The organism is Martelella mediterranea, assembly GCF_021021415.1.
In the GTDB taxonomy this organism is placed as follows: Bacteria; Pseudomonadota; Alphaproteobacteria; order Rhizobiales; family Rhizobiaceae; genus Martelella; species Martelella mediterranea_C.
Window position 1 is genome coordinate 15065 of record NZ_JAINWJ010000007.1, and the last position, 12650, is coordinate 27714.

At 63.4% G+C, this 12650-nt stretch carries 12 protein-coding genes; 6 read left to right on the forward strand and 6 right to left on the reverse strand.

Annotation, left to right across the window (positions count from 1 at the left end; translation table 11 throughout):
- Nucleotides 1-160: 160 nt before the first annotated feature.
- Nucleotides 161-1333: a class A beta-lactamase-related serine hydrolase gene (locus K7H91_RS04600; RefSeq protein WP_230719037.1), complete on the forward strand. Its 1173-nt coding sequence runs from the start codon at nucleotides 161-163 to the stop codon at nucleotides 1331-1333.
- 23 nt (nucleotides 1334-1356) lie between these two features.
- On the opposite strand, the gene truB is transcribed toward K7H91_RS04600, so the two are convergent.
- From truB to K7H91_RS04615, 3 genes are all read right to left on the reverse strand, one after another.
- Entirely contained in the window at nucleotides 1357-2289 is a 933-nt protein-coding gene (truB, locus tag K7H91_RS04605; RefSeq protein ID WP_230719038.1) for a tRNA pseudouridine(55) synthase TruB, read from the reverse strand.
- Nucleotides 2290-2293: 4 nt separating this feature from the next.
- Nucleotides 2294-2704, reverse strand: coding sequence for a 30S ribosome-binding factor RbfA (rbfA, locus tag K7H91_RS04610; RefSeq protein WP_230719039.1), 411 nt, complete (start codon nucleotides 2702-2704; stop codon nucleotides 2294-2296).
- A 181-nt stretch (nucleotides 2705-2885) separates the two neighbouring features.
- Nucleotides 2886-3764: an ABC transporter substrate-binding protein gene (locus K7H91_RS04615; RefSeq protein WP_230719040.1), complete on the reverse strand. Its 879-nt coding sequence runs from the start codon at nucleotides 3762-3764 to the stop codon at nucleotides 2886-2888.
- Nucleotides 3765-3886: 122 nt separating this feature from the next.
- On the opposite strand from K7H91_RS04615, the gene K7H91_RS04620 reads away from it, so the two are divergent.
- The 3 genes from K7H91_RS04620 to K7H91_RS04630 are packed head-to-tail and all read left to right on the forward strand — an operon-like array spanning nucleotide 3887 to nucleotide 6676.
- Nucleotides 3887-4879 carry a FecCD family ABC transporter permease gene (locus K7H91_RS04620; protein WP_230719041.1) on the forward strand — a complete coding sequence of 331 codons (993 nt, stop codon included), beginning with the start codon at nucleotides 3887-3889 and terminating at the stop codon, nucleotides 4877-4879.
- The gene (locus K7H91_RS04625) at nucleotides 4876-5889 is read left to right on the forward strand and encodes a FecCD family ABC transporter permease (protein WP_230719042.1); all 1014 of its coding nucleotides are present in this window, start codon (nucleotides 4876-4878) and stop codon (nucleotides 5887-5889) included. The genes K7H91_RS04620 and K7H91_RS04625 overlap by 4 nt, the downstream gene beginning before the upstream one ends.
- Nucleotides 5882-6676 (forward strand): ABC transporter ATP-binding protein, encoded by a 795-nt coding sequence (locus tag K7H91_RS04630; RefSeq protein ID WP_230719043.1) that lies wholly within the window; start codon nucleotides 5882-5884, stop codon nucleotides 6674-6676. The genes K7H91_RS04625 and K7H91_RS04630 overlap by 8 nt, the downstream gene beginning before the upstream one ends.
- On the opposite strand, the gene K7H91_RS04635 is transcribed toward K7H91_RS04630, so the two are convergent.
- Together K7H91_RS04635 and K7H91_RS04640 are read right to left on the reverse strand one after the other, a co-directional pair.
- On the reverse strand, nucleotides 6673-7602 hold the full coding sequence (locus K7H91_RS04635) for an ABC transporter substrate-binding protein (RefSeq protein WP_230719044.1): 930 nt from the start codon (nucleotides 7600-7602) through the stop codon (nucleotides 6673-6675). The two genes, K7H91_RS04630 and K7H91_RS04635, sit on opposite strands and share 4 nt — an antisense overlap.
- A 75-nt stretch (nucleotides 7603-7677) precedes the next feature.
- Entirely contained in the window at nucleotides 7678-9345 is a 1668-nt protein-coding gene (locus K7H91_RS04640) for a glycoside hydrolase family 43 protein (RefSeq protein ID WP_230719045.1), read from the reverse strand.
- Nucleotides 9346-9544: 199 nt separating this feature from the next.
- On the opposite strand from K7H91_RS04640, the gene K7H91_RS04645 reads away from it, so the two are divergent.
- Nucleotides 9545-10900: an aminotransferase gene (locus K7H91_RS04645; protein ID WP_230719046.1), complete on the forward strand. Its 1356-nt coding sequence runs from the start codon at nucleotides 9545-9547 to the stop codon at nucleotides 10898-10900.
- A gap of 18 nt (nucleotides 10901-10918) precedes the next feature.
- On the opposite strand, the gene rirA is transcribed toward K7H91_RS04645, so the two are convergent.
- Nucleotides 10919-11386: an iron-responsive transcriptional regulator RirA gene (gene rirA, locus K7H91_RS04650; RefSeq protein WP_230719047.1), complete on the reverse strand. Its 468-nt coding sequence runs from the start codon at nucleotides 11384-11386 to the stop codon at nucleotides 10919-10921.
- 210 nt (nucleotides 11387-11596) lie between these two features.
- Here rirA and K7H91_RS04655 point away from each other — a divergent pair, with 210 nt between their 5' ends.
- The gene (locus K7H91_RS04655; RefSeq protein WP_230719228.1) at nucleotides 11597-12583 is read left to right on the forward strand and encodes a Fe(3+) ABC transporter substrate-binding protein; all 987 of its coding nucleotides are present in this window, start codon (nucleotides 11597-11599) and stop codon (nucleotides 12581-12583) included.
- The last annotated feature ends 67 nt before the right edge of the window (nucleotides 12584-12650 follow it).

Here is a 12650-nt window from a genome sequence, read left to right on the forward strand (position 1 = left end):
CTCACCCACTACAACAAGTTTTCCAACACAGGATGAGCGGCGACGCAATGGCTGTCCTAATTTTCGCCTAACCGGCCATCCTTCCGTTTCGGACGACCGCCTTATATGTAAGAAGGTGCGCTCAGTACTGTCGCCAGAACCGTTACCGCAGGAGGAAAACATGCCGCCCGCTATCCGCCGCATCGCCACGGTTACATGCGCCGCGCTGCTGCTGCAGACCGCGCCTGCCCATGCCGAGGACCGCGAAATCGAAACGCTCAGGAGCCTGATCGAAACGCCCGAAAGCGCCGCCGGCCTCGTGTCCGAAAGCTTCGCAAAAGCCGTTCCGACCGCGCAGTTGACGGCCATACTTCAAAGCCTCCACGACAAGGCCGGTGCGGTGACCGCCATCACCGAGGATGACGAAGGTTACCTTATCCGCGCGGAGGCCGGCGACATACCCGCCGAAATCGAACTCGACGCTTCGGGCAAGATCACCGGCCTGTTCTTCCACCCGTTCCAGCCGAGCGGCGGAGGCATTGAGGATACGCTTGCCGATATCGCCGCCCTGCCCGGCACGGTTTCCTATCTGGTGATAGCGGAGGGCGAAACGCTCCACGAGAAGAATGCGGAGACCCCGCTTGCGGTCGGATCGACCTTCAAGCTCGGCGTGCTCAAGGTTCTCATGGACGATATCGAGGCCAGCAAGCGCCGATGGTCGGATGTGGAAACGCTCCGGCCAGAGGACCTATCGCTTCCCTCCGGCAAGCTGCAGACCTTCCCGCCGGGCTCTCCCTTCACGCTCCACACGCTGGCGGCGCTGATGATCTCGGAAAGCGACAACACCGCGACCGACATGCTGATGCGCATTCTCGGTCCCGAGCGCGTTGCCACTGCCCTTGGGCTCGACGACGTGCTCACCACCCGCGCCCTGTTTACCCTGAAGGCCGATCCCGCTCTTGCCGAACGCTACAGAACCGCCGATGGCGCGGAGCGGGCGGAACTGCTCGCCGAGATTTCCGATGCTCCCCTGCCGGCCGCCAGAGATGCAAGCGGACACGCAATCGAAGGGGTCGAATGGTATCTTTCGACGGAAACGCTTTGCCGGCTCTCGGGCGATGTCAAAGCGGCGGATATCTTCGCAATCAACAAGGGGCCGGTTCGCAGTTGGCAATACGTGGCCTACAAGGGCGGCAGCGAACCCGGCGTCCTGAACCTGACGGCGGCGCTGACCGGCGAGGACGGTCGCGGCTATTGCATCTCGGTAACGGTGAACAGCGACGATGAAATCGACGAAGCGACCGTAGCGGGGGCATTCGCGGCGCTGGCGTCCCAGCTCAAGGCCTCGCGCTGAAGGCGAGGCCCCGAGCGGATTGCTCAGCCGAATACGCGCCTGGGCTTGAACTGGCCCTCGGCGATCTCGCCGATCGCCACCAGCTTGCCGGCAAGCGAGGCGTAGGCGTCCGGCTCCTCCACCGGCGCATGGGCGCCGCGCAGGATGATCGGGTTGCCGAGCTTCAGCCGGCGGGCCTGATCCTCGTTCACCGGCACATGGGGAAGGCTGGCAAGCGCTTCCGATGTGTCAACGAGATATTCTTCCAGAGCGGCGAAGCGCTCCTCATCGTCCTCGATCTCCTCGAGCGCGGTCAGTTCCGATAGCGGCACCAGCATATCCTCGGAAAACGGCGCCACGAAAGGGCGGCGCAGCGACGAGATATGGCCGAAGCAGCCGAGATCGCGGCCCATGTCGCGGGCAAGCGCGCGCACATAGGTGCCCTTGCCGCATTCCACCTCGAATTCCGCGGTGTTTTCGTCCGGGCAGCCGAGCAACGTCAGGCGGTGGATTTCGACCTCACGGGTCGGGATATCGACCGTCTCGCCCTCGCGGGCCAGATCATAGGCGCGGTTGCCGTCGATCTTGATGGCGGAAAACTGCGGCGGCACCTGTTCGATCACGCCGGTGTATTTTTCGATCAGCGCCTCGATATCAGCCCGCTGCGGGCGTTTGTCGGAGCTCTCGCTGACCTCGCCCTCGAGATCGTCCGTGGTGCGCTCCTCGCCCCAGGTGACGGTGAATTCGTAGATCTTGCGGCCGTCCATCACGTAGGGCACGGTCTTGGTGGCGTCGCCGAGCGCGATCGGCAGCATGCCGGAGGCGAGCGGATCAAGCGTGCCGGCGTGTCCGGCCTTCTGCGCCTTGAACAGCCATTTGATCTTGGAGACGGCCTCGGTCGAGCCGTAATCGATCGGCTTATCGAGGATCAGCCAGCCGGAAATCGGACGGCCCTTGGGTTTTCTCTGTCGCGCCATTTTCTTATTCTTCGCTATCGTCTTCATCGCGATCGAGATCGCGCGCCACTTCGGGGGAATGCAGGAGTTCGTCGATCTTGCGGAAATTCTCGAAGCTTGTGTCGTCGCGGAACCTGAGTTCGGGAATGTTCTTCATCTGCCGGATTTCGCGCGTGATCCGACCGCGCAGGAACTTGGCATGGTGGTTGAGCGCCTTGACCACCGCGTCATGATCGGTCTGGCCGAGCGGCGTGACATAGGCCGTCGCGACCTTGAGATCCGGCGACATCCGCACTTCGGAAATGGAAATCACGGTGGTCTCGATCAGCGGGTCGAGAAGGTCGCCGCGCTGCAGCACCTTGGTGATGGCGGCGCGCACCTGTTCGCCAACGCGAAGCATGCGCTGGGAGGGCGCCGAGGAGGTAGCTCTCGTCATAAAAGTCCTGGTTCGTTCGTGTTCTATTCGATCCGGTCTGACGGGGTTCGAACCCGGCCGGACGCCATGGGACGCTCGTTTACCGCTTCGCTGCCGGAAGGTCAATCGGGCGCGCTCAGATGCAAATGCCGCGCGGGCCCTCCACCCGCGCGGCACGACACGTCAACAAGACCGGAAATGGTTACTGAACGTCGTAAATCCGGGCGATATCGTCGAGCATCAGGTCAGCCGCGATCACCCCGCCGGCGGTGTTCCAGATCGCGTCGGAAACGCCGTGGACCTTGCCGGCCTTGACGGCGGAGAGCGATTGCCAGAGCGGGTCCGCCAGAACCTCTTCCTCGAGCGCCTTGCCCTCGCCATTGCCGACCTCCCAGGTGAAATAGAAGATCCGGTCGCCATCCATGTCGGGAATGCTCTCCTTGCCGGTGCGGATCGCGAATTCCTCGACATTCTGGTTTTCAGGACGCTGGAACCCGATGTCCTTCAGCAACACGCCGGAGAAACTGTCGAGCTGGTAGATGCGGATCTGGCCCGGCAGGAAGCGGATGACGGAGACTTCCTCATTCGTCGCGTCGCCGAGTTTTTCCCGGAGATCGGCGACCTTGGCATCATATTCGGCGATCACCTCCTCGCCCTTGTCGGAAAGGCCTAGCGCCTCGGCATAGAGCTCGAAATTGACCTTCCAGTCGCCGCGCAACTCGCTCGACATCACCGTCGGCGCGATCGCGGAAAGCTGGGGATAGATATCCTCCTGACGCTGGCGGTTGCCGATGATCAGGTCCGGCTGCAACGCCGCGACCAGTTCCAGATTGACCGCGCTTTCGGTCCCGACCGGCTCGGCATCGCCCATCTGCGCCTCGATGTGATCCCACCACGGATCGCCCTGCCAGGAATTGACCGCGCCGACCGGGTGAACGCCAAGCGCAAGCAGCGCCTCGGTGCCCTCATTGGTAAGCACCACGATGCGCTCCGGCAGGTCCGGAACGGTGACGGTGCCCATGGCATCGCTCACCTCGCGGGCGGCAAGCGGGGTTGCGAGCAGGATGGCAAGGGCAGCCATTGCTGCCAATCGTATCGATCGAACCACTGAAACTCCCTAGTTGAATATTGTACTCATCTTTTGGGTTTTAAAGTTGACCATTTCAATCAGCAATGTCAATCGTCGCTGCGAAAGGGAAGCCCGTGCGAAAGACGCTGCTGCTGTTGAGCCTGACATTGCTGATCGCCGCGATTGCAAGCCTGCATCTCGGCGTGCGGCTCTATGGACCGGCGACGGTGTGGTCGGCCTTTTCCGGCGGCAATGACACAGCGGACATCATCATCCGCACGCTGCGCCTGCCGCGCACGCTGAACGCGATGGCGACCGGCGCGGCGCTTGCCGTCTCAGGCCTGCTGATGCAGGCGACCACCCGCAACCCGCTCGCCGAACCCGGCCTTCTGGGCGTCAATGCCGGCGCGGCCTTCGCGGTCGCCTTCGGCCTGGTGCTGTTCGGCGTGGTCTCGGTCGGCGCGATCGGCCTGCTCGCCGTCTGCGGCGCGCTTGCCGCCACCGCGCTGGTCTTCGGCCTGTCCGCAGCGCTCGGGCCGCAGGCGGGGCCAACGGGCATATTGCTGATCGGCGTCACGGTTGCCGCCATGCTTGCCTCGCTCACCCAGCTTGCGCTGCTTCTCGATGAAACCGCGCTTGAAACGCTGCTGTTCTGGCTCTCCGGCGGCTTTGCCGATCGCCCGCTTGCGCTGCTCTGGGTGGGTGTTTCGGCACTCGCGGTCGCGCTTTCCGGTTGCGCCCTTCTCGGCCCGTCGATCGATGCGCTGCGGCTTGATGACCAGAGTGCGGCCGGTATCGGCGTCGACGTGGCGCGCACGCGCATTGCCGCGCTTGCGCTTGCGGCGCTGCTTTCCGCCGGCGCGGTTGCCATGTCCGGCCCGGTCGCCTTTCTCGGACTGATCGCGCCGCATATCGCGCGCCGGCTTGCGCCGGGCCGCCCTGCCTTTCTCGGCATGGCCGTGCTCGCCATGCTGACGGGCGCGGTCATCGCGGTGCTGGCCGATATACTGGCCCGCCTGATCGTCGCCCCCGGCGAAGCGCCGATCGGCGCGGTGCTTGCCTTTGTCGGGGTGCCGTTCCTGATCGTGCTGTTGCGCGCGAAACGGCTGCGGGAGGTTGGCGTATGAACGCCCCTGCCCTCCGCCTGACCGTGCTTGCCGCGTTGCTGGCGCTCTGCGTGATTGGTGCGACCGGTCTCGGCTCGAGCTTCATCGGGCCGGATCGGGTGATCGCCGCCCTCCTCGGCGAAGGTAGCCGTATAGACACCGTCATTGTCTGGACCCTGCGCCTGCCGCGGGTGGCGCTGGCGGTGGCGGCGGGCATGGCGCTCGGCCTTGCCGGCGCGATCCTGCAGCGGGCGCTCAGAAACCCGATGGCCGCCCCCTCGATCCTCGGCATCACAGATGGCGCGGCGCTTGGCGTCGTCACCTTCCTGTGGCTGTTTTCCGATCAGGCCAATGTGCTCACCGTCTCGATCCAGTGGCAACCGCTCGCCGCGATCATCGGCGCGCTCGCCTTCGCCGCTCTTGTGGGGCTGCTGACGCTCGCCGATACCCGCCGCCGCGATCCCGTGCGCGTGATCCTCTACGGCATTGCGCTCTCAGCACTCGCCAAGGCCGCCGTCACGCTGATGATGATCATCGGCCCGGTCTATCGCGCCAGCCAGGCCTTGCAATGGATCACCGGCTCGGTCAGCGCCGCCCACTGGTTCGATGTCGGCGTGGTGATGCTCGGCCTCGCGGCGGCTGTCCCCGTGCTGATCTTTATGCGCCTGCCGATGCGCCAGATCGTGCTCGACGCCCAGACGGCGGCGACCACCGGTTTTTCGGTCGACCGAAACCGGATCGCGCTGATGGTGCTTTCGGTTCTGCTGACGGCGCTGGCGATCTCGCAGGTCGGCGCGATCGGTTTCGTCGGGCTTATCGCGCCGCACGCCGCGCGGCTCTTTCACGGCCAGTTCGCCGCCGGCTATCTGGTCGCGACCGCCCTGATCGGCGGCATGCTGGTGCTGGTTGCCGATACGCTCGCCCGCACCATCGCCAGCCCGCTGGAACTGCCGGCGGGCGCGGTCACCGCGCTGATCGGCGCGCCGCTTTTTCTCATGCTTATCCTCAGGAGCCAGCGCAGCAATGTCTAAGCCGCTTGCCGAAATGTCCACGCTTTCCGCCCATTATGACGGGTTCACCGCGCTCGATGCGATCGACCTCACGCTGCCGGAGCAAAAGATCATCGCCTTTTGCGGGCCGAACGGCAGCGGCAAATCCACCGCGCTCAAGGTGTTGCGCGCGCTCCATGCGCCAAGCAGCGGCGAGGCGGAGGTGGCAGGTCAAGCGCTTGACGACTGGACGCCGCGCGCGCTGGCCCGCGAAATCGCGATGCTCAGCCAGTCGCCGGATGCGCCGGAAGATATGACCGTGTTCGATCTCGCCATGCTCGGCCGCTATTCCCGCCGCAGCCGGTTTTCCGGCCCGTCGGCCGAAGACCGACGCGCGGTCGAAAACGCGCTCAGAACCACGGGCATGGAGGCGCTTGCCGGGCGCAGCATCGGCCAGCTTTCGGGCGGACAGGTGCAGCGCGCCTGGATCGCGATGACGCTGGCGCAGGACGCGCCGCGCATCTTCCTCGACGAGCCGACCAACCATCTCGATATCGCCCACGCGCTCGAAATCCTGGATCTGCTGGTGATGCTGAACCGGCGTGAACAACGCAGCTTCGTGATCGTGTTGCACGATCTGAACCACGCGCTGCGCTATGCCGATCACGTTGTGCTGTTCGAAAACGGCGGCATCGCCGCCGAAGGCGCGACCCGCGACGTGCTGACCGAAGAGCGGATCAGTTCCGTATTCGATATCGACTGCCGGATATTGCCGCTGCCGGAAACCGACCTGCCGGTGATCGTGCCGCTTTCGCGACAGTCGACTTAGTCCGAGGCTGCCTCCGCCGGCGGCAGTTCCACGCCGTAGACCTCGGCGAGGTCGTCCAGCATTTCCTGCGCGGCGAACCAGCCGCCGGCCGTTGCCCACACGCCGTCATCGACCTCATGGACCCGGCCATCCTGTACCGCCGAAAGCCGCGACCAGAGCGGGTCGGAGAGGAACTCCTCAGCCATCGCATCGCCCTTGCCGTCGCCGGTGTCATAGGTCAGCCAGAATATCCGGTTGCCATCCATGTCGGGAATGCTTTCGCGACCGACCGCGAGCGACAGTCCATCGGCATCCTGTTGGGGCGGACGGGTGAAGCCGGCATCGGCCAGGACATGGCCAAGGAAGCTGCCCTTGAGGTAGAGATAGGTCTGTCCCGGCACGAAGCGCACCACGGACAGGCTCTCGCCGGCATTGTCGCCGAGACCGTCCTTCAGGGCCTCAACCCGCGTCTCGTAGCTGGCGAGCGCCGCCTCGCCCTCGCCCTCGCGGTTCAGCACATCGGCGACGAAGGCGAAATTATCCTTCCAGGCGCCAAGCCCTTCGATGAACACCGTCGGCGCAATCGCCGAGAGCTGACCGTAAATCTCCTCGTCGCGCTTGCGGCTGCCGATGATCAAGTCGGGCTCGAGCGCGGCCACCAGTTCGACATTGACGGCAAGCTCTGTTCCGAGCACCTCGGTTCCCTCAAGCCTGTCGCCAAGATGCGGATACCACGGATCGCCATACCAAGATTGCGGCGCGCCGACCGGGGTGACGCCGAGCGCGAGTGCGGCCTCGGTCGTCTCGTTGGTCAGCGTGATCACCCTGAGCGGCGCGTCCGGCACCTCCGTCGTGCCCATGGCATGGTCGATCACCTGCCCGGCGAATGCGACGCCGCCGGAAAGGGAGATGGAAAGAACGGCGGATGCGAGAATGCGCGACTGCATGATAACCCCTGCTGGTTGCGAACAGGCGCAATAGTTGAGTGAAATAGTCATCATTGTCAATCGAGCGGGCCACCCTCAATCGCGAAGCTCGTAATCGAACCAGGCGAAATCGGCGTGGTGTCCGCGGCCGCCGGTGTCATAGGCCGCCATGCCGACAAAGGCGCCGGTGAAATTATTGCCCTCGCCCACGCCCGCCTCATCGGAAAGGATCGTGGCGTCAAGCACCGGCCCGATATCGCGCCACGCGCCCTCGCCGCTGCGCCAGGAAAACTGCAACGCCGCCTTGTCGACCGTGACCCGAAGTTCCAGCGGTCCATCCGGCACCGGCTCGGGATCGCAGCCGAAGACCGTCTTGCCAAACGGAAAATCGCCGAGCGCCGACATGATCCGCAACGCCCTTCTGCCGTCATCCTCGCGGCAGACGGCGAGGAAATGGTGCTGGGCCATGTTGTACCAGCACATCAGCCCGGCGAAGGTCTGGAAGTCGATCGGATCGAACTCGATCTCGGTGGTCGCCGTGAAGCGATGCTCCGTCTGACGGCGGGCGAGCATGGCGTTTTCGAACACATTGCCCGGCGACATCCGGCCGAATATGCGCAAGTGACCCGGCCGGGCATCGAGCGAGAACATCCGCTCCGGCTCCGGGCTGCGCAGCCACTGGAAGTCGGTGGGCAGCGGGCCGGGTGCGAACCGGGTGCGCACCGCAGGCGCTTCGAACGGCGCGGGCTCAAGCCCTTTCGGCGCGGGCGTGATCAGGCTTGTCGGCGCATGGCCGCCCTCGGCGAGGTAGAGCCAGCCGTCATCGCGCCATTCCATTTTCTGGATGCCGGTTTCGCGCCCCATCTGCGAGCGGCGGCGCTCGTTTTCCTCGCCCGGCAGGCCCCGGCGAAAAGCGGCCTTGCCCTCGTCCCACGACACCTCGACCGGGCGCGAGCAGAGATGCACCATATAGGTCTCGCCCGCCTGCGTTTCGACGATATCGGCATGGCCGCAGCGCTGCAGCGGCGCGTCCGGCGCATCGAATGTGGTCAGCACGTGGGTATTCGGATGCATCTCATAGGGGCCGAGAAGATCGCGCGAGCGGGCAAGCGTCACCGCATGCTCATAGCCCGTGCCGCCCTCGGCCGTCATCAGATAGTACCAGCCATTACGGTGATAGAGATGCGGAGCCTCGGTCAGCTTGCGCTCGGATCCCCGGAAGATGTTGTGGATCGGACCGACGAGCTTTTGCCCCTCGACATCGTACTCCTGCAGCACGATCCCGGCGAACTGGTCGCCATGACCTTTCTGGCGGTGGTCCCAGAGCATGTTCAGCAGATATTTCCGACCATCCGGCGCGTGAAACAGCGAGGCATCGAAGCCGCTGGCATTGAGATAGACGCGGTCCGACCAAGGGCCTTCCACCGACGGCGCGGTGGTGAGGTAATTCGGCGCGTCCTTGAAGCTGCCGGAAATGCGCTTCACGTCGGTGTAGACCAGCCAGAACAGCCCATCCGCATGCGTCAGGCACGGCGCCCAGATGCCGCCGCTGTCGCAATTGCCGCGCATGTCGAGCAGGCCGGCGCGGTTCAGCGGACGCGCCGCCAACTGCCAGTTGGCGAGATCGCGGGAGTGATGGATCTGCACGCCGGGATACCATTCGAAGGTCGATGTCGCGATATAGTAATCATCGCCGACGCGGCAGATCGATGGATCGGGATTGAAGCCCGGCAATATGGGGTTCCTGATACCGTTATCCGTCATGATGTCCTCCCGAAAGGTTCCTCAACCGCTGGCCGCAAAGAGGCCAGCAAAAACTCTCCCGCCCTGCTTAAATCGTTTCGCAGACAATTGGTATCGTCGCGTGGCCTAAATCCGCTGTTACACCGGACGGTCGACACGGGTTGACGGCGGCGGCCGTTCGCGACAAACCTCGCTGCCACTGGAAATGACGGAGACGACGATGCACGCATGGGAAAAACAAGGGATGGAGAACGTCTTTCCGGGCTTTTCCGATTTCGCCTCGCTGGATGAGATCGGCCCGATCGTGCTCTCCCACGGCGACGGCATTTACGTCATCGATGTCGATGGCAGACGCTATCTCGATGCCAATTCCGGCCTCTGGAACAATGTCGCCGGCTTCAACCATCAGGGCCTGATCGACGCGCTGTGCGCCCAGGCGCAGCGCTTCCCCGGCTACCATTCCTTCTTCGGCCGGATCGCCGATGTCACGGTCGAGCTATCGCGCCGGCTGATCGGCCTGTCGCCGTTCGAGGATGGCAAGGTCTACTACACCAATTCGGGCTCCGAGGCGAACGACACCATGGTCAAGATGCTGTGGATGATCAACCGCGCCAGGGGCGAGCCGGAGCGGCGCAAGATCATCACCCGCCACAATGCCTATCATGGCGTCACCATTGCCACCGCCTCGATGACGGGCAAGCCCTATAATGCCGAATTCGGCCTGCCGCTGCCCGGCTTTCTCCATGCCGATTGCCCGCATTTCTGGCGTTACGGCCTGCCGGAGGAAAGCGAGGAGGACTTCACCCAGCGCATGGCGCGCAACCTCGAAGACCTGATCGAGCGCGAGGGGCCGGAAACCATCGCCGGCATGTTTGCCGAACCGGTGCAGGGCGCCGGCGGCGTGATCCCGCCCTCGAAGGGCTATTTCCAGGCAATCCGCCCGATCCTCAGGAAATACGGCATCCCGCTGATCGCCGACGAGGTGATCTGCGGCTTTGGGCGGCTTGGCGAAATGTGGGGCAGCGATCGCTACGCCATGGAACCGGACGCGATCATCGCGTCGAAATGCCTGACGGCCGGCTATTATCCGATGGGCGCGGTCATTCTCGGCGAAGCGTTGTCAGCCGCACTGATGGAGGCGTCCGATCGCTTCGGCGAGTTCCCCCATGGCTTCACCGCCGCCGGCAGCCCGCTCGGCAGCGCGGTGGCGCTGAAGGCGCTGGACGTTATCGAGAATGAGGGGCTGATCGACAATGTCCGCGCGCTTACCCCGCACTTTCAGGAGCGGCTCGGCCGGTTCGCCGACCACCCTCACGCCGGCGAGGTGCGCGGCGTCGGGTTCATGGGTGCAATCGAAATCGTTGCGGACAAAGCCACCAAGACAGGTTTCGCCAGCAAGATCGGCATCTCCGAAAAGATCGCCAACAAGGCGCTTCAAAACGGGTTGATCTGCCGACCGCTCGGCGCCTCCGTCGTGCTGGCGCCGCCCTTCATCATCACCCGTCAGGAAATGGACGGGATGTTCGATACGCTGGAAAAGACCATCGCAGAGGTGTTTGCCGACGTCCGATCCTAGATCGGCAACGGCTAAGCTTCAGGCCGCGGACTGTTCGGTCTTGCGGTCTTCCTCGATGTTGAGCAGCTTGAAGATGTCCGTGCGGCGGCGCACGAGATCGGCGATCGTGTATTTCGCCAGAACCGCGAAGAAGGCGTTGAGCGCCTCGCGCAGCGCGGAATTGAAGCCGCAGCTATCCACCAGCGGGCAATCCGTTTCGGCCCCGACTTCGAAACATTCCGCCATGGCGAAATTTTCTTCCGTTACCCGCACCACATCGAACAGGGTGATTTCGGTTGCGGGACGGCCAAGGCGGACGCCGCCATTACGGCCACGAACGGTATCCATGATGCCGGCCTTGTGCAGCGGCTGGATGATCTTGAACAGGAACAGCTCGGAAACGCCGTAGGCCTTCGCGATCTCCGGCACGCGGCTCAGCTTGCCGTCATTGGCGGCGCAATACATCAGCATCCGAACCGCGTAATTTGTCTGCTTTGTCAGGCGCATGCCGTGCTCCTCTTTAGAATCTTTCCACGTTATAGCGCCTTTGGCTCTTTTGAACAATTCCAAAAGAAGAAATTTTCACTCAAGTCTTCCAGCGCATGGTTGACAGGGTCCGGCTATTACCTGATTACAATACTCAAGATATCAGATCACAGGGAGAAGCAAATGACAAGACTTTCAGCGATCACCCGCCTTTTGGCGACGGCAGGCATTATGGCATTCGCTGCGCCGGCGTTCTCCGCCGAGGAGGTTAACATCTACTCCTACCGCCAGCCGGAACTGATCGCGCCGCTCTTGGAGCGGTTCGAGGAGGAAACCGGAATCCAGACGAATGTCCTCTTCCTGGACAAGGGTCTTGTCGAACGCATTCAGGCCGAAGGGGTCAACAGCCCCGTCGACGTCATCCTCACGGTCGATATCGGACGGCTGACGGAAGCGAAGGAAGGCGGCGTTACCCAGCCGGTCGAAAGCGAACTGATCAACGCCGATATTCCCGCGCAGTACCGCGACGAAGAGGGCGAATGGTTCGCGCTGACCAAGCGCGGACGCGTGGTCTACGCCTCGAAGGATCGGATCGGCGATATTCCGATCACCTATGAGGAACTGGCCGACCCGAAATGGAAGGGCGCGATCTGCATCCGCGACGGCCAGCATCCCTACAATATCGCGCTGATCGCCTCGATGATCGCGCACCACGGCGCCGAATATACCGAGGAATGGCTGCGCGGCTTCAAGGCCAATCTGGCGCGCAAGCCGAACGGCAATGACCGCGGTCAGGCCAAGGCCATCATGTCAGGGGAATGCGATATCGCGCTCGGCAACACCTATTATGTCGGCCTGATGATGACCAACGAAAAAGAGCCGGAGCAGAAGGACTGGGCCGAGGCCATTACCGTGCTGTTCCCCAATGCCGATGACCGCGGCACCCATGTCAACATTTCCGGCATGGCCATGGCCAAGAACGCGCCCCATCCGGACACCGCGCTGAAGCTGATGGAATTCCTCGCCTCGCCCGAGGCCCAGGAAATCTACGCCGAGCAGGTTTTCGAGTATCCAGTGCTGCCGGGAGCCGAGGCCTCCGAGATCGTTCAATCCTTCGGCGAAATCAATCCCGATACGCTACCGCTTTCCGATGTGGCCGCGCACCGCAAGCAGGCTTCGGAACTGGTCGACAAGGTAAGATTCAACGACGGCCCCTGATTGTCAGGGAGCTCTCGCGAAAACGAACGGCGGCATCGTGCCGCCGTTTTTGATTGTTTCATGATGA